Here is a 20,812-nt window from a genome sequence, read left to right on the forward strand (position 1 = left end):
CTAGCTCCCGTTCCTTCCGGCACTGGCACCGGCACCGGCACCGGCACCGGCAGGCGTCGATTCCCCCGGGAACCTGCCGTCCTTGCCGCAGGCCCGCAGTTCGTCCTCGGTGAGCGGTTTGATGTTCCGGTATATCCCCTGCGTCGGATCGTACTCACAGCCGAACGGCTCGGCCGCGGCCATGATCTCGACGAGCGTGTGGTGGCTGGCCCCGACGAGGAACGCGATGGACGCGAGCCGGGCGCCGTACTTGTCCGCCCGGAGCGCCTTCGCGGCGCTCATCATCGTGTTGGTCGTGCCGGAAGGGCCGCCGCCGAGCGGCAGGCTGAGTTTGCGCTGCGCCTCCACCCAGGTGTTCTTTTCGTTGATCATCCAGACCTTCGCGCCCGCGAGCCACTTGAGGGCGTCATGCTGCACGTCCCAGCTCGGGTCGTCCTTCGTGTGCACCGCCTTCTGCCGGTCACTGAAGTCGAGGCCGGTCTGCGCGACCGTGTGCTCGGTGCGGCCGGTCTCGCCGGGATCCGTTTCGGGGTTCAGGGCCTTCAGCACGTCGTCGCGCCGTACTCGCGCGTCCCCCTGGTGTTCCACCGCCGAGCCCGGGGGTACGGGCGCGATGTCACGGGTGACGACGCTCTCCGGAGTGCCGCCGGCCCGCAGCATCGCGCGACGGCGGTCCAGCAGGAAGGGCATGTTCAGCTCGGCCTCCTTCATGCGCCGGTCGATCTCCTCCCGCTTGGCGGAACTGGCGAGGTCGCGGGCCAGCACCTCGGTGAAGAAGCGCACGATGTGGGTGTACTGCTCGCTCAGCGTGCCCTGGTCGAAGACGGCCATCACGTCGGCCACCGCGGTACCCACGAAGCCCGACTTCTCGACGCCCTCCTGACCGACGGTGTCGAAGATCTCGGCCAGCCGCTGATCGGCGTGGTCCCAGGCGCCGCCCACCCCGCTGCGGATGTACGCCTTGGCCTTCGTCGCCATGTCGGCCATGGCGCCTTTCGCGGAGGCGTGCGCGGAGGCCTTGGCCGCGAGCTTGCGTTCAAAGGCCATCGCCTCCACTTCGAACGCGGGGTCGGCGGCCCGCGACTGCCCGCTGGTGTTGGCGCCGAGCGTCAGGCCGTCGTCCGTGTCCGTGCCCGTACGCTGCACGGATACGGGGCCGCTGCCTAAGTGTCCGGATCCCTGGAGCATTCCCACCACGGCCCGGTTGCCCATGTGGCGCTGCAGAGCCATGAGCCCCGGGGCGGACCGGTCAGCACGTTGCGCCTGCGCTCGTTCGTGGATCGATGGACGCCTGTCCTCGGCGCGGTCCGGTCTTCCGCTGTCTCGCTTGTAGCCCATGGCAGAAACCTATGGGCGGGCCGTGGTTCGGGATACGGATCAAAGGGCACACTCAGGTGCCTTCATCGGGCGGGTGTGGGGCGGGCGTCGGGAGGGCGTCGGGCGGGCGTGGGTTTCAGTCCGCGACCGTGAGCACGATCTTGCCCTGGATGTGTCCTCGGGCGGCCCGCTCGTGCGCGGCGCGCGCCTCCGCGAGCGGGAACGTGCTGTCGAGTGCGACCCGTACCGCGCCCGCGTCGACCAGACGGGCCAGTTCCGCGAGTTGGGCGCCGCTGGACCGGACCTGGGTGAGCGTGACCGTGATGCCGAGTTCCGCGTTCTCGGCGTCGTCGAAGTCGCCGAAGTAGACGGGGAAGAGGGAGCCGCCGCGCTTCAGGGTGGGCAGGAAGCGCCTGCTGCGGGGGCCTCCGACCGCGTCCAGGACGAGGTCGACGTCACGGACGACGTCCTCGGCGCGCTCCTTGGTGTAGTCGATGAACTCGTCCGCGCCGAGGTCGCGCAGGAACGCCTCGTGGGTGCCGGAGGCCACGGCGATGACGCGGGCGCCCTGCCACTTCGCCAGTTGGAGGGCGAGGTGCCCTACGCCGCCCGCGGCGCCGTTGACGAGGACGGTGGTGTCGGTGCCGAGCGGGATCGGGCGGTGCCGGGCCTCCTGGAACGGCGAGGGGTGGTCGTGTCCGAGCTCGATGAGGTACTGCCACGCCGTGAGGCCGGACATGGGCAGACCGGCGGCGTGTACGTGGTCGAGGGTGGCCGGCTTGCGGGCCAGGTCGGCCACCGGGGCGGTGACGTACTCGGCGTACGCGCCGGCCTGCAGAGCGGTGGGGAAGCGCAGCAGGCCGATCACCTCGTCCCCGACCGAGAAAGGGCCGGCTCCGGTGCCGCCGGCGTCGGGGCCGAGCGCTGCCACCACGCCCGAGACGTCCGTCCCCGGGGTCAGCGGGAGGTGGAAGGGGGGCTTCAGCTCGGGCGGTACGTCGGGCATGCCCTCACGGGCGTACCAGTCGGGAGGGTTGAGCCCGACCGCGTGCACGCGGACGAGCACCTCTCCCGGTGCCGGTTCGGGGACGGGCACGTCCTCGTGGCGCAGGACTGCGGGGCCACCGAACTCATACAGCCGGATCGCCTTCATCGTGGCGCTGTTCGGCATTGTTTCTCCCCTGCTCGCGTCGCGGGATACGCTCATCCGGACCAGCGATCCACATAAGTGGACCAGCGGTCCGAATATATGGACCACTGATCCGGATAGTCAAGAGCGCGCCGAGAGGAACAAGGGACAGATGCGGGCCGACGCCAGGAAGAACCGCGACCACCTGCTCGCCGTAGCGGGCGCCGCCATCGCCGAGCAGGGCGTCGACGTGGCCCTGCGCGACATCGCCCGCAGGGCCGACGTCGGGCTCGCGACGCTGCTGCGCCACTTCCCGACGCGCGAGGCGCTGCTCGACGCGCTGCTCCGCACGGGCTTCGACGAACTGACGGAGAAGGCGTGCGCGTTGGAGACGGCGGACGCGCCCGGGGACGCTCTCGTCTCCTGGCTGCGGGACGCCGTCGCGTGGACGACCGAGTACCGGGGCGCGACGGTACTGATGGCCGCCGCGATCGAGGAGCCCGAGTCCGCGCTCCACGCGTCGTGCGTGGCCCTGCGCGCGGCCGGGGCGCGGCTGCTCGAGCGCGCCCAGAGTGCGGGGGTGGCGCGGGGCGACCTCGACGGCGCCGACCTGTTCGCGCTGGTGGCCATGCTCGCCTGGCTCGGCGACCAGCCCTCGCTCGCCCCTCGCGCCGACCACCTCTTCGACGTCGTCGCCGGGGCGGTCCTGACGGGCACGAGCACCGTCAACCCATACTGAGGGCGCCGTCCAGGGACTCACGGATGATGTCCGCGTGGCCCGCGTGCTGCGCGGTCTCGCCGATGACGTGCAGCAGCGTCCGGCGGGCCGACCATCGCCCGCCCTGTTCCCACCAGGGGGCCTCGGGCAGGGGGTGGGACACGTCGAGGTCGGGGAGTCCGCGCACCACCTCGTCGGTACGGGCGGCGACCCGCTCGTACGCGTCCAGCACCCCCGCGAGCGTCTCGCCGGGCAGCATCCGGAACTCGTCGGCCCGCTGGGCCCAGTCCTCGTCGGTCATGTCGGTGACGTCGCCCAGGGCGGAGAGGCCGTCCTCGATGAAGGCCGTCCACACCCTCTCCACCGAGGTGACGTGCTTGATGATGCCGCCGACGCAGAGCTCGCTGGCGGTGGTGCGCAGGCCCGCCTGCTCGTCGGTGAGGTCACGGGCGGTGACGCGCAGCATCGTGCGGTGGTGGGCCAGCGCCTCCAACAGGTCGGCGCGCTCGCCGGTGAGCGTCGGGGTGTCGGTGCGGGACATAGTGGTGCCGCCTTCCGTTGGGACGGGTCTGTCGGGCGAGCGCCACGTTAGGCGGCAACTAGGCCAGGTCTTGACCTACTGGGCGCCGTGACCACGACTCCGGTGGGCCCGCGCCGTATGGTGACCGGGGCCGCCCGGTGTTGACCGGAGTGTGGCGCCTCCGGGCCGGGAGTAAAGGGCGCTCCGCTGCGCTCCGCGTCGGCTGCGCCGATTCCGCTGCGCTCCACCCTTGACTCCCGCCCCTCCACCGCGACTTGACCTTGACCCGGACGGCCAGGGGTGGGGCCGGCGGATCCGGGTGGGTGGGCCATGACCGTTCATCGCCGGGTGCGGCCCGGTCCATCGTGGCCGACGGCCATAGTTGCGTGGCCGCCACCCGCGCGCGGCGTCGCCGCTCGGGCCATCCCCTCGCGTGGCCGGGTGCGGCCCGGCCCATCGTGAGCGGCCGTCACGGTCTGGGGCGGGTGAGCTGCTTTCGTTGCCGGGTGCGGGCCGGCCCATCGTGGGCGGGTGGCACGGCCGAGGTGCCGTGCCCGGTCGAAGGGCCGCCCCCTCCGGCACCTACTTCCGGAAAGTTGCGAATGGACTCGCCGCGCGCCCCCACCCATGTCCGATGCGCCCCCCGGCTTGCCAATTCGCCGTACCGGATGCGCGAGATGGGCGGGGGGCGGGACGGGGCCCGGGGTGAGGGGGCGGCGGGGTGCGGGGTGTGCGGCGGGCGGGTCGGCATGCCGTACGCGAGGTGATCACCGGGCCGACCGGAGGGGCGGCCGCCCCCGGCCCCCTTCCGGCACCTACTTCGGGAAAGTTGCGAACCGACCCGCCGTGCGCCCCCCTCCCACACCCCGCGCGCCGTCCCGCCCACCACCCGTCGAGCTCGCCGGGCACAGCAATCGGACAACTCCAAGGGGGCGCACTGGATCCGCAGAGGGGGCGTGCGGCGGACGCGTTCGCAACTTTCCCGAAGTAGGTGCCGGGAGGGGCCGCCGCTACTCAATTGCCGGGGGCGCACTCGGCCTGCTGAGGGGGGCGCGCGGCCGATCGATTCGCAACTTTCGCAAAGTAGGTGCCGGAGGGGGCGGCCCGACTCGCTCGCCGGGGGCGCATTGGGTCTGCCGAAGGGGGCGCGCGGCCGATCGATTCGCAACTTTCCGAAAGTAGGTGCCGGACGGCGCGGCCCCCCGGCCAGGAACAGCACCACGACCATCCCGCCCACGCACGATGGGCCGGTCCGCAGCCGGAGACGAGAGCGGGGGACCCACCCCGAACCGTGACGGTCGCTCGCGTTGGGCCGGGCCGCACCCGGCCGCGCGAGGGGATGGTCCGAGCGGCGACGCCGCGCAGCTGGCGGCCCCGCAACGCTGGCCGTCGGCCACGATGGACCGGACCGCACCCGGCAGTGAAAGCGGATGACTAGCCCAGCGGTCCCCGCAGCCCCCACCCCTGGCCGTCCGGGTCAACATCAGCTCGCGGTGGAGGGACGGGAGTCAAGGGTGGAGCGCAGCGGAATCGGCGAAGCCGACGCGCAGCGCAGCGGAGCGCCCTTTACTGCCGGCCCGGAACCGCCACACTCCGGACAACACCGGGCGGCCCCGGTGACCGTCGAAGACACCGAGCGGCCCCGGTGGCCTCACGGCCGGCAACGGTGACGACCGTCGGCTCCGGAGACGAGGATCGCGGGCAGCGTCGTCGCTCAGCCCATCATGCGTGCCCCCGCGGCCAGTAGTGCTCCGTGAAGAGGCGGGACACCAGCTCGCCACGGCTGGAGACGTCGACCTTCGCGAAGAGGGTCTTGATGCGGTCGCGCACCGTGTGCGGGGTGATGAACAGCGTCGCTGCGATCTCCGCCGTCGTCATCCCGCGCGCGACGAGCTGCGTGATCTCCAGCTCGCGCGGCGTCAGCCCGTACGACTCGGCGATCAGGACCGCCAGGTCCGCGGGGGCCGGGGGTTCGATGACGAGCGCCACCGGGCCTGGGTGCCCGCCGGGCCCCGTGAGGCACGAGGCGTGGCAGACCAGCCAGCGGCCCTCCGTCGTGCGGATGCGCACGCGTGCGTCGCCGTGGTCGCGGCCGTCGGCGACCGCGCGGGCCTGGAGCGCCGTGCCGATCACCCAGATCGGAAGCCGGACGCCCAGGGGGGAAGGGAAGGACGGACCCTTGGGGAGGGACGCCAGGTGTTGCCGTGCCTCCTCGTTGATCGACATCGCCTCGCCCATGCCGTCGAAGAGGATGAGGCCCGGCGCGGGCACGTCCGTGCGGGGGGCCGGCGCGGGTGGGCGCGCGAAGCCTCGTAGGAGCGTGGCCAGGGGGCGGGACCGGTCGGCGACCAGGGCGATCTCGTCCGGGCGGAACGGTTCCGCGTCGCGGAAGAGGCTGACCAGGCCCCACGGGCGGTCGCCGATCCGGAGAACCGCCCGCAGTTCGTCGTGCATGCCCCAGCCGCGCAACAGGCGCCGGTAGCGGGCGCTGCGGGCGGGCAGGTCGCCCGTGGAGTCGCGCAGCCCCGCCGCCGGGACCGCCGCGCGGGCCAGCTCGCGGTACGGCACGACGGTCTCCTCCAGGAGCTCGTTCTCCCAGTACGCCGCGCAACCCTCCCCCGCGCCGAGGTTCTGCACCAGCATCGGCGCCGTGATCAGGCCCGTCTCCGGATCCGTGGCCCGCCATACCGCCGAGTCGAACGGCACCAGACGGCGCAGGCCGGCCGACGCCCGTTCGAACAACTCGACCGCGTCCGTCGCCCGTTCGATGCCGGGCAGCGCCGGCGCTACGCGTGATCGGTTCATGAGGCCCCCTCTTCCCGCGTCAGCTTGCATGGTTCCGCGCACGCCACCAACCACCAACCCCTCATTTGAGGGGGCGGTCGCCAGGGATCGCCCTCAGTTGTGGGGTGGGGGTGCGCGGCGGGTCGTACGAGAGTCGGCGGCGGCCCCAGAACACGTACTCCGGAGGAAACATGGACCTCGCCGTCGTCGGAGGAGGCGCCGCAGCCGTCGCCCTGCTGGACGCGCTGGCCGACCCGACCGCCGCCCCTCGATCCGCCCCCGGCACCATCCGCGTCTTCGAACCCTCCCCCCACCTGTGGCGAGGGCGGCCCTACGGACCCGACCTGGACGTCGTCCGCGTCAACGTGCCGCCCGGCATCTCGTCCATCCGCCACGGCGACACCGGCCACTACGCGGACTGGCTCGGCGAGCGGGCCGCCGACCACATCGACCCGCTCCTCGGCCTCCCCGTCGTCCCGCGCGCCCTCTACGGCGAGTACTTGACGCACACCGCCGAGAAAGCGGTGGCCGCCCTGGCCGAGCAGGGGTGGGACGTCGAGGTCGTGGCCGAACGAGTCACCGGCGCTGACCGCCGAGGCTCCCGCCTCGCACTGCGCACGGCGGACGGGCAGGAGTACGTCGCCACGCACGTCGTCCTGTGCGTGGGCACGGGCAGCCCCCCGGACCCGTACGGCCTCACCGGCACGCCGGGCCACATCGCCGACCCGTACCCCCTGGCCGCCACCCTCGACCGCGTCCCGGCGCGGAGCGACGTCGCCGTCATCGGGAGCGGCCTCACCGCCGTCGACGTCGTCGTGGCGCTCGCCTCGCGCGGCCACGAGGGTCGCATCTCCCTGCTCTCCCGCACGGGCGTCCTGCCGTACGTCTGGCAGCGCCCGGTCGCCCGACGCCCCCGGCACCTCACCGCCGAAGGCGTCGCGGAACTGCACGCGGAGCGCGGGACGGTCACCCTTGACGCGCTCACCGATCTCCTCCGCGCGGAACTCGCGGACGGGCACGGCGACTTCGAGGCCCTCGGCGAAGAGCTGCGCACCACGACGACCACGGACCCGGTCCGTCGGCTCCGGCAGCAGCTCGACGCCGTCGCCGACCCCCGCGTCGGTCGCCGCGTACTCCAGTCGGCAGCGCACGCCGTAGGCCCGTACGCGTGGCGTCTGCTGCCCGAGGCCGACCGGGCGCGCCTGCGCCGCCACCTCCGCACGGCCGCCGCCGTCGCCTCCCCCATGGTCCCGGTGAACGCGTCCGTCCTGATGCGGCTGCTGGACGCCGGCCGGCTCACGATCGCGCCCGGTGACGTACGCCGGACGCTGCGGGCCGAGGCTCCCGGCACCGTCATCAACGCCGTGAACCCGCCCCCGCAGTCGATACCCGCCGGCGCCCGCGACCTGGTCGCCTCCCTGGCCGACACCGGCCTCGGCACGCTGCACCCGGCGGGCGGCCTGCTCCCCGCCGATCCGCGCGTCCACGTCGTCGGCGACCTCGCCGCCGGCGGCTCGTTCATCGCGGCGAGCATCCCCGGCGTCGCGGCCCAGGCGTCCCGCACGGCGCAGGCGCTCCACGCGGCCCAGGCCCTCCGCACGCCCCTTTCGTGAACGGCATATGGCAGTCCCGTTGCGGCGCGCCGTGATCCCTTGAGGCGGCGGCGGGACCACGGCTACGTTCGACGAGTCAGGTCGACGAGATCGGTCGATGACTTGGCCGTGTGCCCGAGAGGCTCAGGGGCTGGACTGCAAATCCAGTAACGCGGGTTCGATTCCCGCCACGGCCTCTGCCCGCTGACGGCATGGCGGGGCCCGGGTGGGGTGGCGTTACCTCACCCGGGCTTCGTCAAGGCCCGCCAGGATCGCGTCCACGGTCTCATCCACCGTCAACTCGCTGCTGTCCAGCCAGAGTCCGAGCCGGGGCGTCTGCTGCCGCAGGATCGCGTCCAGGTCTTCGACCGTCCACGCGCCGTACCCCGTCTTGCCGCGGGCGTCCTCGCGGGCCGCGACCGCTTCGGGGCGCGGGGCGAGCACGACGACGTACGTGGGGCGGGTGCGGACGAGTTCCACGTACGCCTTCAACTCCTCGCCCAGGATGACGTCCTGGACGACGGCGGTGAACCCGGCGTCGGCGTACGCGTCAGCGGCGGACGCGGACAGCCGGTAACGGAGCCGGAGTTGGGCCTCGCCCTCCCCGCCCGGCACCCCCTCGTACGGCACCCCACCCGACACGACCATGCGCCGGAACGCGTCACCCCGCACGTGCGCGGCCCTGGACAACCGCCCGGCGAGCGCCTGAGCAACCGTCGACTTGCCGGCCGCCATGACGCCGGTGACGACGACCACTGCTCCCCCGGGGAGCGTCACGTCGCGACCGCCGCCTGGGGGCGGATCGGGAGGCGGTTGACCGGGCGGCCCGTTGCCGCGCGGACCGCCGATGCGATCGCCGCGGGAGACGTGACGACCGGGACCGCGCTGGCCGCCTTCGCGCCGAAGGGGGCCACGACGTCCCGCTCCTCCACCAGCTTCACGATGCGGATGTCGGGGGTGTCCAGGGCGGTCGGGAGCGCGTACCCCGTCAGGTCGGGGTGGCGGACCAGGCCGCGGGGGGTGCGGAGGTTCTCCGTGAGGGCCGCGCCCACGCCCTGGGTGACGCCCGCTTCGATGCGGGCCTTGAGCTGGGCGGGGTTCAGGATGCGGCCCACGTCCTGCGCCACCGCCAGCTCCACCACCCGTACCGCGCCGATCTCGATGTCGACGTCCACGACCGCGCGGATCGCGCAGAACGCCATGCCGACGAACGCGTCGCCCTGCCCCGACTCGTCCAGCGGCTCGGTCGGGTGGGGACGGCACTGCGCCGTGGCCCAGAGCTCCTTGCCCTCAAGGGCCTCCGTGACGGTCGTGGAGAGCACGCCGTCATACGAGGTGATCTTGCCGTCGGTGATCTGGAGCAGCTCGGTGGACATGCCGAACTTGTGCGCGAGGGGCTGGAGGAGCTGTGTGCGGACCATCTTCGCCGCGCGCTCCACCGCCCCGCCCGACACCCACGTGTGGCGGCCGCGGCAGCTCGGCCCGGCGGGCGGCTGGTCCGTGTCGACGGGGGCGACACGCACGTCCTCGATGCCCAGGGTCTCCTGGACGATCTGGCGGGCCAGCGTCGAGAAGCCCTGGCCGGTCTCGACGGCCGCGCAGATCACCGTCGCCCCGCCGTCGTGGACCTTCACCGTGGCCGTGGAGACCTCGTCCGTGCCCTCGGCGCCGAGGAGCTGGACCATGCCGAGGCCGTAGCCGACGCCGCGCCGGACGGCGGACGGGTCGCCCGCGCCCTCCGGGCCGCCGGGCAGCAGCCACTCGTCCTCGGGGGTGTCCTTGGGCAGCTCGGGCAGCGGCGCGTCCCGCACCGCCGCGAGGAGTTCCGCCACCGGCGCGGGGCACGTCACCGTCTGGCCGGTGGGCAGGATGTCGCCGGTCGCCATGGCGTTGCGCAGCCGCAGCTCCGCCGGGTCGACGCCCAGCTTCTTGGCGATCTTGTCCATCTGCGCTTCGTACGCGGCGCACACCTGCAGGGCGCCCTCGCCCCGTACGTGCCCGGAGGGCGGGTTGTTCGTGCGGACCGCCCAGCCCTCGATGAAGGCGTTCGGCACGACGTACGGACCGCAGGCGAACGAGACGGCCGCGGCGAGCGCCTCCGACGACGTGTCCGCGTACGCGCCCGCGTCGAGCAGGATCTGCGCCTCCACCTTCACGAGGCGGCCCTCGGCGTCCGCGTGGTGGCGGTAGCGCAGGAGCGTCGGGTGGCGGTGGGCGTGGCTGAGGAAGGACTCCTCGCGGGTCGCGGTGAGCTTGACGGGACAGCCGGTGCGCAGCGCCAGGAGTCCGAGCGGCAGCTGGAAGCCCGCGTCCTCGCGGTCGGCGGTCGCGCCCGGCACGCCCGTGACGACGACCTTCACGCGGTCGGGGGCGATGCCGAAGCAGGCGGCGGCCCGGTCGCGGTCGGCGTGCGGGTCGGTCGAGGCGATGTACAGCTCGACGCCCCCGTCGGGCCGCGGCACCGCGAGCCCCGCCTCCGCGCCGATCGGCGCCGGGTCCTGCCTGCCGATGCGGTACAGGCCCTCGACGACGAGCTCGCCCGCCGCCTCCGGGTCGCCGTGCCGCAGCGGGATGTGGCGGATGAGGTTACCGTCGGGGTGCAGCGGTTCGGCCTCGAAGGCCTTCTCCGGGTCGGTGACCGGTTCGAGCACCTCGTACTCGACGATGACGGCCGCGGCGGCCATTCGCGCGGTGTCGGGGTGGTCGGCGGCCACGGCGGCGATGGGCTCGCCGTGGTGGCGTACGACGTCGGAGGCGAACACCGGGCGGTCCGGGGTGCGTCGGCCGTGCAGCGGCTCGCCCGGCACGTCCTCGTGCGTGACGACCGCGCGGACGCCCGGCATCTCCAGGGCGTGGCTCGTGTCGATGGAGACGATGCGGGCGTGCGCGTGCGGGGAGCGCAGGACCGCCGCCCACAGCAGGCCCTCGGCCCACAGGTCGGCGGCGTAGGGGAACGTGCCCTCGGTCTTCACCCGGGACTCCGCGGACGGCAGCGACGCGCCGATGCCGCGCGGCGGCTGCCCGTCCGCCCGATGGTCGGCGGGGGCGGGCGTGGTCGCGGTGGTGGCTTCGGTGGTCACGCGTGGCCTCCGTCCTGGCCGTAGGGGCCGTCCTGGCCGTAGGGGCCCGCCTGGTGCGGGATGTGGGCCTCGGCGTGCCCGTGGTCGTGACCGGGCTGCTCCCGCTGACCCTGCTCGTGCTCGTTCTGCGCGCTCGCCTCGCGTTCGGCGACGACCTCGCGCACGGCGTCGAGGACACCGCGGTAGCCGGAGCAGCGGCAGAGGTTGCCGCACAGGGCGCGGCGGGCCTCCAGGTCGGTGGGGGCGGGGTTGCCCTCCAGGAGGTCGTGCACGGTCATCGCCATGCCGGGAACGCAGAAGCCGCACTGCACGGCCCCGCACGCGGCGAGCGCGCGCTGCACGTCGGACGGCTGCCCGTCGGCGGCGAGGCCCTCGACGGTACGGACCTCGCTGCCCGCGGTGGTCGCGGCGGGCACGAGGCAGGAGGCGACGAGTCTGCCGTCCACCTGGACGTTGCAGGCCCCGCACTCGCCCTGCGAGCACCCGTCCTTGGCCCCGGCGAGCCCGAGGCGCTCACGCAGGACGTAGAGCAGCGACTCGCCGATCCACGCGCCCGTGACGGGACGGTCGGTGCCGTTCACACGAAGGACGTAGGAGACGAGGGGGTGGTCGTCGTGGAGGGGGGTGACGTCGGGGGCGGGGGGCTCATCCGTGGCGACCGCTTCGTCCGTGACGACGGTTTCGTCCGTGGCGACGGCTCCGTCCGTGACGACGGCTTCGTCCGTGGCGACGGCTTCGTCCGCGTCCGGGGTGTCCGTGGACTCGGCTTCTTCGGGCGCCGCTTCGGGGGCGGGGGCCGGCTCCGGTACGGGGGCCGGTTCCGCCACGGGTTGCGGCGCGACTTCGATGGGCGCGGCGGCGGCCTCGACGACCTCGGCCACCTCGTCGGCCGGTTCCTCGACCGGCTCGGGAGCGGGCTCCTGCTCGGGCGCGGGCGCGAGCTCCTGCTCGGGTTCCGGGCGGGGCTCCGGCTCCGGCTCCGCGGCGGGGGGCTCCGCGGCCTGCGGCTCCGCGGACGGCAGCTTGATCGCCCGCAGCAGCTGCGTCTTCTCGAACCGGCTCTCCGGTTCGGCAGCGGCCTCGGTCATACCCTCGGGCCCGGGCCCGGGCTGCGCCTGCGGCTCGGGCTCCACGACCGGCTCCACGACCGGCTCCGCGACCCGCTCCGGAGCAGGCTCGTGCAGCACTTCCTGCGCCTGCGCGCCCCACGGCGCACCCGCCCCCGCCCCGGTCGCCCAGGGCGCGGGCGCGCCGCCCGGCAGCGTCGCGGGAGGCGTGCCGCCGCCCCACTGCGCGGCGAGGGAGGACGCCGTGAACTCGCCCGATTCGTCCGGCAGATCACCATTGGCGACGGGGATCGACCACTGGCCGGTGACGTCGGCGGGGGGCGCGGCGGGCTCCTGCCCGTACCGGTGGGCGTACTCCTGCTCGTAGGCGGGCCGGTACTCCTGCTCGTGCGCCGGCTGCTGCCCCGCGGGCGACTCCGCCTCGGGGAAGCTCCACTGGCCCGTGGCGCGCGGGTCGTACCCGTGCGCGTGCGGATCCGCGTGCGCGTGCGGGTCCGCGTGTACGGACGGGTCCGCGTGTACGGACGGGTCCGCGTGTACGGACGGGTCCGCGTGTACGGGCGGCTGTTCCTGCACCGTGCCCGCGTCGGGCCACCGCACCGCGCCCGTCACCTCGGGCGGCATGACCCAGGCGCCGGTGGCGGCCGGGTCGGTGGCGTCGGCGGCGGTGGGGTTGACCGTTATCTGCGGCGGTACGTAGCCGTGGCCGGGGGCGGCGAGCGGGACGTCCAGCATGCCTTCGGGGAGCTGTACGAACGCCGTGGCGTCGGAGTCGTACTCCCCCTGCGGATGCGGCTGCCAGCCGCCGCCGGCGGTGTTCTCTCCGTGCCCTTCGTGCCGGTCGTCGCTCACGACAGCGCCCTCCCCAGTGCTCGTCGGGCCAGCGCGGCGACGGTGCGCCGCAGGTGCAGTACCGCGGGGGCCAGCGGCTGTTCCGTGCCGTCGGCCGCCGGGGGCAGGTCGGGGATGCAGGCGGTGGCGACGTACTCGCCGAAGGCGGTGACCGCCTCCGGGACGAGGCTGCCCCGCTCGCCGTCCCAGTCGATGAGGGAGGCCACCCACTCCTCGGCCTCCAGCGGCCGCAGCGGCATCGGCGCGATGGCGCCGACCGCGCACCGCACCCCGCGCCGCGCGGGGTCGAGGACGAGCGCGACGGAGGCCGTGGCCCGGCCGGGTCCGGTGCGCCCGGTGGCCTTGAGGAAGACCTGGGGGGCGTGCAGGAGCGGTACGCGCACGAAGCCGATGAGTTCGCCGGGGCGGAGCATGTCCATGCCTGCGAGCAGGTGCGACACGGGGATCTCGCGGCGCACGCCGCCGGGACCCGCGATGATCAGCACCGCTTCGAGCGCGGCGAGGACGGGCAGCGCGTCACCGGTCGGCGCGGCCGACGCGATGTTGCCGCCGAGGGTGCCCGCGTTGCGGATCTGCGGCGGCCCGGCGGCGCGCGCGGCGGCCGCCAGGGCGGGGATCAGCGCGGCGAAGTCGGGGCGGCCCATGCGGGCGTGGGTGAGACCGGCGCCGAGCAGGGCGTGGCCGTCCTGGTACTGCCAGCCGCGGATCTCGCTGATGCGGCCGAGGCCGACGAGTGCGGCGGGCCGCAGTTGTCCCGAATTGACCGAAGACATCAGGTCCGTGCCGCCGGCGACGGGCACGGCGGCGGGCATGGCGGCGAGCGCCGCCACTGCCTCGTCCAGCGTGGCGGGCAGCTTCACCGATTGCGGTGTCTGCGCCGCCTGCGGTGCGTGCGTGGTCAAACCGGCTGCCCCTTCCCGATGTCCGGCCGCGTGCTCCACGTACATCGCGTATGTGAAGTGCTCGCCGTTTCGCGACGTGTCACCGTTACGCCTGTTCCGCCGTACGGTACGTGCTCACAACCTGGACGTGGCAACTCTGGCACATCTTCCCCGGGCCCCGACGCGGGGGTCCGCTAGGAGGCATTCGTCCGCGAACCAGGCGGATGTGGCGATTTCACACGCCTTCGGGCAGCCGCCGTTTCCGGCGACCGCCCTTCCGGGGCGCTGCTCACACGTTCGGGGGCGCCCCCTCGATCGGGCGTCCGAGCACACCGGGGCGCAGGTGCCGCGGGAGAGGACCGCTCGGCGGGCGGTAGTCGACGCCCAGGGCGTCAAGTCGCGCGTAGTGGCCGACCATTCGCCGCTCGAAGTCGGCGAAGTCACGTTCGGCCGGGGCGGGCAGCTCCCGCCACGCCACCTCGCTGAAGGCGGCGAGGCGCGGGAACACCTGGTAGTCGACGCGTCCCTGGTGCTCCATCACCTCGGTCCAGACGTTGGCCTGGGTGCCGATGACGTGGGCCGCCTCCTCCTCGGTGAGTTCGGCGGGGACGGGCTCGAAGCGGTAGACGTCCTCCAGGGTGCGGACGTACGCGATGGGCATCGGCTCGTCCGGGCCGCCGTCCTCGCGGAAGTTCAAGTACACCTGCTGCTCGGGACACATGACGACGTCGTGGCCCGCCTTGGCCGCGTCGATGCCGCCTCGGTAGCCGCGCCACGAGGAGACGGTGGCGCCCTCGGCGAGGCCGCCCTCCAGGATCTCGTCCCAGCCGATGAGCCGGCGTCCGCGGTCGGCGAGCCAGCGGTCGAAGTGCCGGATGAACCAGCTCTGCAGCCCGTCCTCGTCACCGACCCCGAGCTCCTTGATGCGGGCCTGCGCGGTGGGCGACGCCTTCCACTGGTCCTTGGGGCACTCGTCGCCGCCGACGTGGACGAAGGTGGACGGGAAGAGGTCGAGGATCTCCTCGAAGACCCCTTCGTAGAACCGGAGGACCTCTTCGGTGGGGGCGAGGACGTTCGGGCTGACGCCCCAGGAGTCCCAGACGGTCATGGCCTCGGTGTCGACGACATCGCTGTTGCCGAGGTGCGGGTACGCAGCGATCGCGGCCTGCGAGTGCCCCGGGATGTCGATCTCCGGGACGACGGTGATGTGCAGGGAGTCCGCGTACGCGACGATCTCGCGGATGTCGTCCTGCGTGTAGTAGCCGCCGTGCGGGTGCTCCGTCCAGAGCGGCGAGGCGCGGTGGCCCCAGCGGGTGCGGGAGCGCCAGGCGCCGACCTCGGTGAGCTTCGGGTGGCGCTTGATCTCCACGCGCCAGCCCTGGTCGTCCGTGATGTGGAAGTGGAAGACGTTGAGCTTGTGGGCGGCGAGCAGGTCGAGGTAGCGCAGGACGCCGTCCTTCGGCATGAAGTACCGGGACACGTCGAGCATCATGCCGCGCCAGCCGAAGCGGGGGGCGTCCTCGACGGCGACCATCGGCACCGTCCACTCCCGTGCGGGATCGAGCGGTGCGCGCCGGAACGCGTCCGGGCCGAGGAGTTGACGGAACGTCTGCGCGCCCCAGAAGACACCGGCCGCGCTGCCGCCCTCGATACGGATGGCGTGGCCGTCGACGACGAGACGGTAGGCCTCGGCCGCGAGGCCCTCGTCGATCCGCAGCACGATGCCGTTGTCGTTCTCACCGTCGGGGAACCGCAGGCCGGTTGCGGCTCCGACGGTGCTGCGCAGCCAGCGCGCGGTGCCTTCGGTGCCGGGTCCGGCGTGCAGCGCGGTCTCGTCGTCGAGGGGGAAGGAACCTTGGGTGGGCGGGACCCAGTGGGCACTGGTCGGCGCCGGAACGAGTTGCTCAAAGGTCATGAAGCCGCAGACTGTCACGCGATTGCACGACGCAAAAGGGGCGTTGCGGCAGGCGCAACGCCCCTCGGGCGAAGGGTGCTTCTCGGTGGCCGAAAGTGGCCGCGAAGGCGGGTGGTCCTACTTCTTGCCGCCGTCCTTGCCGCCCTTGTCGTTGTCTCCGCCGGCGCCCATGGACTCGTAGATCTCCTTGCACATGGGACAGACGGGGTACTTCTTCGGGTCGCGGCCGGGGACCCACACCTTGCCGCAGAGCGCCACGACGGGCGTGCCGTCCAGCGCGCTCGCCATGATCTTGTCCTTCTGGACGTAATGCGCATAGCGCTCGTGGTCGCCGTCACCGTGCGACACCTGAGGTGTCGGCTCAACGAGGGTCCCCGTACCTGCCCCGCGCTCGGGCTCGGGCTCAAGAGTGCTCATAACGGCCAAGGGTACTCACGCGCGCGCCGTCCCGGCAGCGCGCGTGCCTCCCGTGGCTGCCGCGCCCCTGGGGTAGTCCGTGGTACGGCCACGTTCGGCCTGGGCGCAGGGGGTCTTGCTCAGGGGCGCGGGGAACTGCGCGATCAGCCCCCACCGGCCCGCAGCCGGACGGAGCCCCCACGGCCCCCGCCCCGCGCAGCGGACAGATGGAGGACAAGGCCCGCCAGGGCCACCGCAGCCGCCGCCCACGGCAACGCCCTCGGCGCGAGCCCCGCCGCGAGGGCAAGCCCGGCGACGCCGGAGCCCACCGCGCTGCCCAGATAGAGGGCGGAATTGTTGAGGGCAAGAGCAACCGCACCCCGCTCGGCACGCAACGCGAGCAGCCGGTGCTGCTGCGGGACCTGGAACGCCCAGCCCGCGGCGCCCCAGACGACGAGCGCGGGGTAGGCGGCGGCGCCGAGCAGCGGCAGGACGCCGATCGCGACGACCAGAGCAAGGACAATCCCGGTCACAAGGGCGAACACCCGTCCCGTACGGTCCACCAGCGGTCCGGCGACGACGCTGCCGAGCACCCCGCCGATCCCCCACGCCCACAGGTACGGGGCCACCGCGCCGTCGCCCACGCCGCCCGAGGAGGCGAGCACCGGAGCGAGATACGTATAGAGACCGAGGCTCGCGACCGCACCCAGGAACGAGACGCCGACGATCGGCAGCACCTTCCGGTCGGCGAGCGCCGCGAGCCGGGCCCGCACCGGAACGGCGGGCGCGGCGGGAATGTCGGGGAGCCCCACCGCGAGGCCGGTCAGGGCGACCGCACCGAGGCCCGTCACCAGCCACATCGTGGCCCGCCACGAGGTGTGGTCGGCGAGCAGCACGCCCAGCGGCACACCGAGGACGGTGCCCGAACTCATCCCGCCCATCACCAGTGCGAGCACCCGCCCGCGCCGCTCCTCCCCCGCGAGCGCGGCGGCGGCCGCGGTGGACAGCGCCGAGTAGACGCCGGCGCCGACGCCCGCCACGGCGCGCGCGACGAGCAGCACGGCGAGGCCGGGGGCGAGGGCGGTGAGCCCGTTGCCGAGCGTGAAGACGGCCAGCGCGGCGAGGATCAGCACGCGCGGCCGCACCCCGGAGAGGAGTCCGGCGACGAGCGGGGCGCTCACCGCGTAGGCGAGGGTGAAGACGGTGACCATCTGCCCGGCGAGGGAGACGGTCGTCCCCAGGTCGTCGGCGACCACCGGCAGGAGCCCCGCCATCACGTAGGCGTCGAGCCCGAGCGTGAAGGACCCCACCATCAACAGCCACACCTTGCGCACGGCGTTCTCTCCCTTGTCTCGCGAAGGCTGGAAACGTAGGCAGCCTCCGCATCCGAGGAGAAATGCGCGCGACGCGCATTTATGCTGGACCGGCATGGATCACGAACCACCGCCACCCGGCGTCGAACTGCGCCACCTGCGCGGTTTCCTGGCCGTCGCCGACGAGCTGAGCTTCACGCACGCCGCCGCGGTGCTGCGTGTCGGCCAGCCCGCGCTCACGCGGACCGTGCGGGCGCTGGAGGACGCGCTGGGCGTCCGCCTCCTGGAGCGCACCACGCGCCGCGTCACCCTCACGGAGGCGGGGGCCCGGCTGCGCGACGAGCTGGCGCCCCTGCTCTCCCGGCTCGACGGAACGCTGCGCACGGCGGCCGGCGAGCCCCCTCTCCTGCGCCTCGGCTTCACCTCACTCCTGCCGCGGGCCTGCGCCGAGCTGGTGCCCGCCTTCAAGGCGGCGACGGGTGCGGGCGTGCGGCTCGTGCGCCGGAACGAGCCCCTCGCCGGGCTCCTCTCGGGCGCGTGCGATGTCGCGGTCGTACGGGGTGACGTGCCGTCGGGCGCCGCGGTCCGCACGCGGGTGCTGCTGCGGGAGCCGCGTGTCGCCGTCGTCGCACGCGGGGCCGCGGAGCTGGCGGGGCGGCGCGTGGTCGACTGGGCGGAGCTCGCGGACGTACCGCTGGTGGTGAACACGGTGACCGGCACGACGAGCCCGGACCTGTGGCCCCCGGAGCGCCGACCGCGGCTCGCCTGCACGGCCGACAACCTCGACGAGTGGCTGGAGGCGGTGGCGGCGGGGCACGGTGTGGGCGTCGCGCCGGAGCCGGTGGCTCTCAGACACGCGCACCCGGGCCTGCGCCACGTACGCCTGAAGAACGCCCCGCCGGTCACCGTCCACCTGGCGATCCCGGCGAGAGACCCCCACCCCCTGGCCGAGCGCTACGTGAACCAGGCCCCTCAGTTCAGCGACGCGTCATCCGGATACGTCGCCACCATCGCCAGCTCACTCCGCTGCCTCCGCAGCACCGCCCGCCACAGCCGCTCGGGATCCGGCGAAGAGACGTCACCCGGCTCGGACTCGACCACGTACCAGGCCCCGTCCTCCAGCTCGCTCTCCAGCTGTCCGGGCCCCCACCCCGAATAGCCCGCGAAGATGCGGAGGGAACCGAGAGCGGAGGCAAGAAGCTCCGGCGGGGCCTCCAGGTCGACGAGGCCGATCGCGCCGTGGACACGGCGGAAGCCGACGGGGTCACGGAGAGCGGGCGCCCGCTTGCGGGGGCCGGCCGAAGCCGCGCCCTCCTCGCCGGGGATCACCGCGACCCCGAGCGCCGAGTCCAGCGAGACGGGCCCGCCCTGGAAGACCACCCCGGGCGCACCGGCGAGCTGCCCCCAGCCCTCCAGGATGTCGGCGACGTCCACGGGCGTAGGGCGGTTCAGGACCACGCCGAGGGAGCCCTTCTCGTCGTGGTCGAGGAGCAGCACCACCGCGCGGTCGAAGTTCGGGTCCGCCAGGGCCGGTGTGGCCACGAGCAGCCGGCCTGTGAGCGAGGACACCTCGGTCATGGTGCACATGATCCCGCATCTTCGCCGCGCGCGGGGAGCCAATGCGCATACCGGAGTGAACCCAGCTCAGAGCCGGAAGGGACGGAGGGAACCACCGAAACGGGCGGTGACCCGGTGTGTCCGGTTCCGTACGGTTCGTGTTGTCACGAACTCATGACGTGCTTTGGGCGTCCTCGCCCTTACGGAAGGGGGGTACGCGGCCATTACGCTTGGCCCTTTGGTCCCCCTGTCCATTCAATCGGAACGCGAGATTCATGACCGTCACCGATGATGTCCTGCTTGTCCACGGCGGCACTCCGCTCGAGGGCGAGATCCGTGTCCGCGGCGCGAAGAACCTCGTGCCGAAGGCCATGGTGGCCGCGCTGCTCGGCAGCGCCCCGAGCCGGCTGCGCAATGTCCCAGACATCCGCGACGTTCGCGTCGTGCGCGGTCTGCTGCAGCTGCACGGCGTGACGGTGCGCCCCGGTGAGGAGCCGGGTGAGCTCATCATGGACCCCTCTCACGTGGAGAGCGCGAACGTCGCCGACATCGACGCCCACGCGGGTTCGTCGCGCATTCCGATCCTCTTCTGCGGCCCCCTGCTGCACCGCCTGGGCCACGCCTTCATCCCGGGTCTCGGCGGCTGCGACATCGGCGGCCGGCCGATCGACTTCCACTTCGAGGTGCTGCGCCAGTTCGGCGCGACCATCGAGAAGCGTGAGGGCGGCCAGTACCTGGAGGCCCCGCAGCGGCTGCGCGGCACCAAGATCCGGCTGCCGTACCCGTCCGTGGGCGCCACCGAGCAGGTCCTGCTCACCGCCGTCCTCGCGGAGGGCGTGACGGAGCTCTCGAACGCCGCGGTGGAGCCGGAGATCGAGGACCTGATCTGCGTCCTGCAGAAAATGGGCGCGATCATCGCCATGGACACCGACCGGACCATCCGGATCACCGGTGTCGACAGCCTCGGCGGCTACAACCACCACGCCCTCTCGGACCGCCTGGAGGCCGCCTCCTGGGCGTCCGCCGCCCTGGCGACCGAGGGCAACATCTACGTACGCGGCGCCCAGCAGCGTTCGATGATGACGTTCCTGAACACCTACCGGAAGGTGGGCGGTGCCTTCGAGATCGACGACGAGGGCATCCGCTTCTGGCACCCGGGCGGCTCGCTCAACGCGATCGCCCTGGAGACGGACGTACACCCCGGCTTCCAGACGGACTGGCAGCAGCCGCTCGTCGTGGCGCTGACGCAGGCCGCGGGCCTGTCGATCGTCCACGAGACGGTGTACGAGTCGCGGCTCGGCTTCACCTCCGCGCTCAACCAGATGGGTGCGCACATCCAGCTGTACCGGGAGTGCCTCGGCGGCTCCGACTGCCGCTTCGGCCAGCGGAACTTCCTCCACTCGGCGGTCGTCAGCGGCCCGACGAAGCTCCAGGGCGCCGACCTGGTCATCCCGGACCTGCGCGGCGGCTTCTCGTACCTCATCGCGGCCCTGGCGGCGCAGGGCACGTCCCGCGTCCACGGCATCGACCTGATCAACCGCGGCTACGAGAACTTCATGGAGAAGCTCGTGGAGCTCGGCGCGAAGGTCGAGCTGCCCGGAAAGGCGCCGCTGGCCTAGCAGGCCCGCAGGGGGCCGTACGGGCCCCCTGAAGGAGTACGGCAGCGGTACGGCACGCGAAAGGGGCGGCCA

At 73.2% G+C, this 20,812-nt stretch carries 15 protein-coding genes, 1 tRNA gene and 1 pseudogene; 5 read left to right on the forward strand and 12 right to left on the reverse strand.

Annotated elements, in window-relative coordinates; genetic code table 11:
• Complete coding sequence (locus tag DEJ49_RS13370) at positions 1-1,230, reverse strand: hypothetical protein (protein ID WP_150184339.1); 1,230 nt, start codon at positions 1,228-1,230, stop codon at positions 1-3.
• Between the two features lie 223 nt (positions 1,231-1,453).
• Entirely contained in the window at positions 1,454-2,470 is a 1,017-nt protein-coding gene (locus tag DEJ49_RS13375) for an NADP-dependent oxidoreductase (protein ID WP_150188207.1), read from the reverse strand.
• Between the two features lie 148 nt (positions 2,471-2,618).
• Between DEJ49_RS13375 and DEJ49_RS13380 the strand changes: the two genes are divergently transcribed.
• Positions 2,619-3,185, forward strand: a complete 567-nt coding sequence (locus DEJ49_RS13380; RefSeq protein WP_150184340.1) for a TetR/AcrR family transcriptional regulator — start codon at positions 2,619-2,621, stop codon at positions 3,183-3,185.
• Here DEJ49_RS13380 and DEJ49_RS13385 read toward each other — a convergent pair.
• Together DEJ49_RS13385 and DEJ49_RS13390 are read right to left on the reverse strand one after the other, a co-directional pair.
• Positions 3,172-3,705: a DinB family protein gene (locus DEJ49_RS13385; protein ID WP_150184341.1), complete on the reverse strand. Its 534-nt coding sequence runs from the start codon at positions 3,703-3,705 to the stop codon at positions 3,172-3,174. The genes DEJ49_RS13380 and DEJ49_RS13385 overlap by 14 nt on opposite strands.
• Before the next feature lie 1,701 nt (positions 3,706-5,406).
• Positions 5,407-6,489 (reverse strand): helix-turn-helix domain-containing protein, encoded by a 1,083-nt coding sequence (locus DEJ49_RS13390; RefSeq protein WP_150184342.1) that lies wholly within the window; start codon positions 6,487-6,489, stop codon positions 5,407-5,409.
• A gap of 170 nt (positions 6,490-6,659) precedes the next feature.
• On the opposite strand from DEJ49_RS13390, the gene DEJ49_RS13395 reads away from it, so the two are divergent.
• Both DEJ49_RS13395 and DEJ49_RS13400 read left to right on the forward strand, forming a co-directional pair.
• Positions 6,660-8,081 carry an FAD/NAD(P)-binding protein gene (locus DEJ49_RS13395; RefSeq protein ID WP_150184343.1) on the forward strand — a complete coding sequence of 474 codons (1,422 nt, stop codon included), beginning with the start codon at positions 6,660-6,662 and terminating at the stop codon, positions 8,079-8,081.
• 104 nt (positions 8,082-8,185) lie between these two features.
• Positions 8,186-8,257, forward strand: a tRNA-Cys gene (locus DEJ49_RS13400).
• A 40-nt stretch (positions 8,258-8,297) separates the two neighbouring features.
• Here DEJ49_RS13400 and DEJ49_RS13405 read toward each other — a convergent pair.
• The 7 genes from DEJ49_RS13405 to DEJ49_RS13435 all read right to left on the reverse strand — a co-directional run bounded on the left by DEJ49_RS13405 (position 8,298) and on the right by DEJ49_RS13435 (position 17,585).
• On the reverse strand, positions 8,298-8,795 hold the full coding sequence (locus DEJ49_RS13405; protein ID WP_150188208.1) for an AAA family ATPase: 498 nt from the start codon (positions 8,793-8,795) through the stop codon (positions 8,298-8,300).
• 38 nt (positions 8,796-8,833) lie between these two features.
• A complete protein-coding gene (locus DEJ49_RS13410; protein ID WP_150184344.1) occupies positions 8,834-11,140 on the reverse strand; it encodes a xanthine dehydrogenase family protein molybdopterin-binding subunit in 2,307 nt (768 codons plus the stop codon).
• Entirely contained in the window at positions 11,137-13,059 is a 1,923-nt protein-coding gene (locus tag DEJ49_RS13415) for a 2Fe-2S iron-sulfur cluster-binding protein (RefSeq protein WP_150184345.1), read from the reverse strand. Before DEJ49_RS13415 ends, DEJ49_RS13410 begins: the two co-directional genes overlap by 4 nt.
• Positions 13,056-13,961, reverse strand: coding sequence for an FAD binding domain-containing protein (locus DEJ49_RS13420; protein WP_190329343.1), 906 nt, complete (start codon positions 13,959-13,961; stop codon positions 13,056-13,058). Before DEJ49_RS13420 ends, DEJ49_RS13415 begins: the two co-directional genes overlap by 4 nt.
• 268 nt (positions 13,962-14,229) lie before the next feature.
• The gene (locus DEJ49_RS13425) at positions 14,230-15,855 is read right to left on the reverse strand and encodes a beta-N-acetylhexosaminidase (protein WP_150184347.1); all 1,626 of its coding nucleotides are present in this window, start codon (positions 15,853-15,855) and stop codon (positions 14,230-14,232) included.
• Positions 15,856-15,972: 117 nt separating this feature from the next.
• Positions 15,973-16,272 carry a DUF3039 domain-containing protein gene (locus tag DEJ49_RS13430; RefSeq protein ID WP_150168469.1) on the reverse strand — a complete coding sequence of 100 codons (300 nt, stop codon included), beginning with the start codon at positions 16,270-16,272 and terminating at the stop codon, positions 15,973-15,975.
• A gap of 143 nt (positions 16,273-16,415) precedes the next feature.
• Positions 16,416-17,585, reverse strand: a complete 1,170-nt coding sequence (locus tag DEJ49_RS13435; protein WP_150184348.1) for an MFS transporter — start codon at positions 17,583-17,585, stop codon at positions 16,416-16,418.
• Between the two features lie 94 nt (positions 17,586-17,679).
• Between DEJ49_RS13435 and DEJ49_RS13440 the strand changes: the two are divergent.
• A pseudogene (locus DEJ49_RS13440) lies at positions 17,680-18,510 on the forward strand (LysR family transcriptional regulator); the annotation flags it as partial.
• Positions 18,511-18,536: 26 nt separating this feature from the next.
• Here the strand turns inward: DEJ49_RS13440 and DEJ49_RS13445 are convergent.
• Positions 18,537-19,151, reverse strand: coding sequence for a YqgE/AlgH family protein (locus DEJ49_RS13445; protein WP_150184349.1), 615 nt, complete (start codon positions 19,149-19,151; stop codon positions 18,537-18,539).
• Positions 19,152-19,396: 245 nt separating this feature from the next.
• On the opposite strand from DEJ49_RS13445, the gene murA reads away from it, so the two are divergent.
• Positions 19,397-20,740: a UDP-N-acetylglucosamine 1-carboxyvinyltransferase gene (gene murA / locus DEJ49_RS13450; protein WP_055566701.1), complete on the forward strand. Its 1,344-nt coding sequence runs from the start codon at positions 19,397-19,399 to the stop codon at positions 20,738-20,740.
• Positions 20,741-20,812: the final 72 nt, after the last annotated feature.

It is taken from the genome of Streptomyces venezuelae, assembly GCF_008642335.1.
GTDB lineage: Bacteria > Actinomycetota > Actinomycetes > Streptomycetales > Streptomycetaceae > Streptomyces > Streptomyces venezuelae_F.

Coding starts and splice junctions, on each gene's coding strand:
- DEJ49_RS13395 (WP_150184343.1), top strand. CDS start 6,660: ATGGACCTCGCCGTCGTCGGAGGAGGCGCCGCAGCCGTCGCCCTGCTG.
- DEJ49_RS13370 (WP_150184339.1), bottom strand. CDS start 1,230: ATGGCTCTGCAGCGCCACATGGGCAACCGGGCCGTGGTGGGAATGCTC.
- murA (WP_055566701.1), top strand. CDS start 19,397: ATGACCGTCACCGATGATGTCCTGCTTGTCCACGGCGGCACTCCGCTC.
- DEJ49_RS13385 (WP_150184341.1), bottom strand. CDS start 3,705: ATGTCCCGCACCGACACCCCGACGCTCACCGGCGAGCGCGCCGACCTG.
- DEJ49_RS13405 (WP_150188208.1), bottom strand. CDS start 8,795: ATGGCGGCCGGCAAGTCGACGGTTGCTCAGGCGCTCGCCGGGCGGTTG.
- DEJ49_RS13375 (WP_150188207.1), bottom strand. CDS start 2,470: ATGAAGGCGATCCGGCTGTATGAGTTCGGTGGCCCCGCAGTCCTGCGC.
- DEJ49_RS13390 (WP_150184342.1), bottom strand. CDS start 6,489: ATGAACCGATCACGCGTAGCGCCGGCGCTGCCCGGCATCGAACGGGCG.
- DEJ49_RS13425 (WP_150184347.1), bottom strand. CDS start 15,855: ATGACCTTTGAGCAACTCGTTCCGGCGCCGACCAGTGCCCACTGGGTC.
- DEJ49_RS13380 (WP_150184340.1), top strand. CDS start 2,619: ATGCGGGCCGACGCCAGGAAGAACCGCGACCACCTGCTCGCCGTAGCG.
- DEJ49_RS13430 (WP_150168469.1), bottom strand. CDS start 16,272: ATGAGCACTCTTGAGCCCGAGCCCGAGCGCGGGGCAGGTACGGGGACC.
- DEJ49_RS13445 (WP_150184349.1), bottom strand. CDS start 19,151: ATGTGCACCATGACCGAGGTGTCCTCGCTCACAGGCCGGCTGCTCGTG.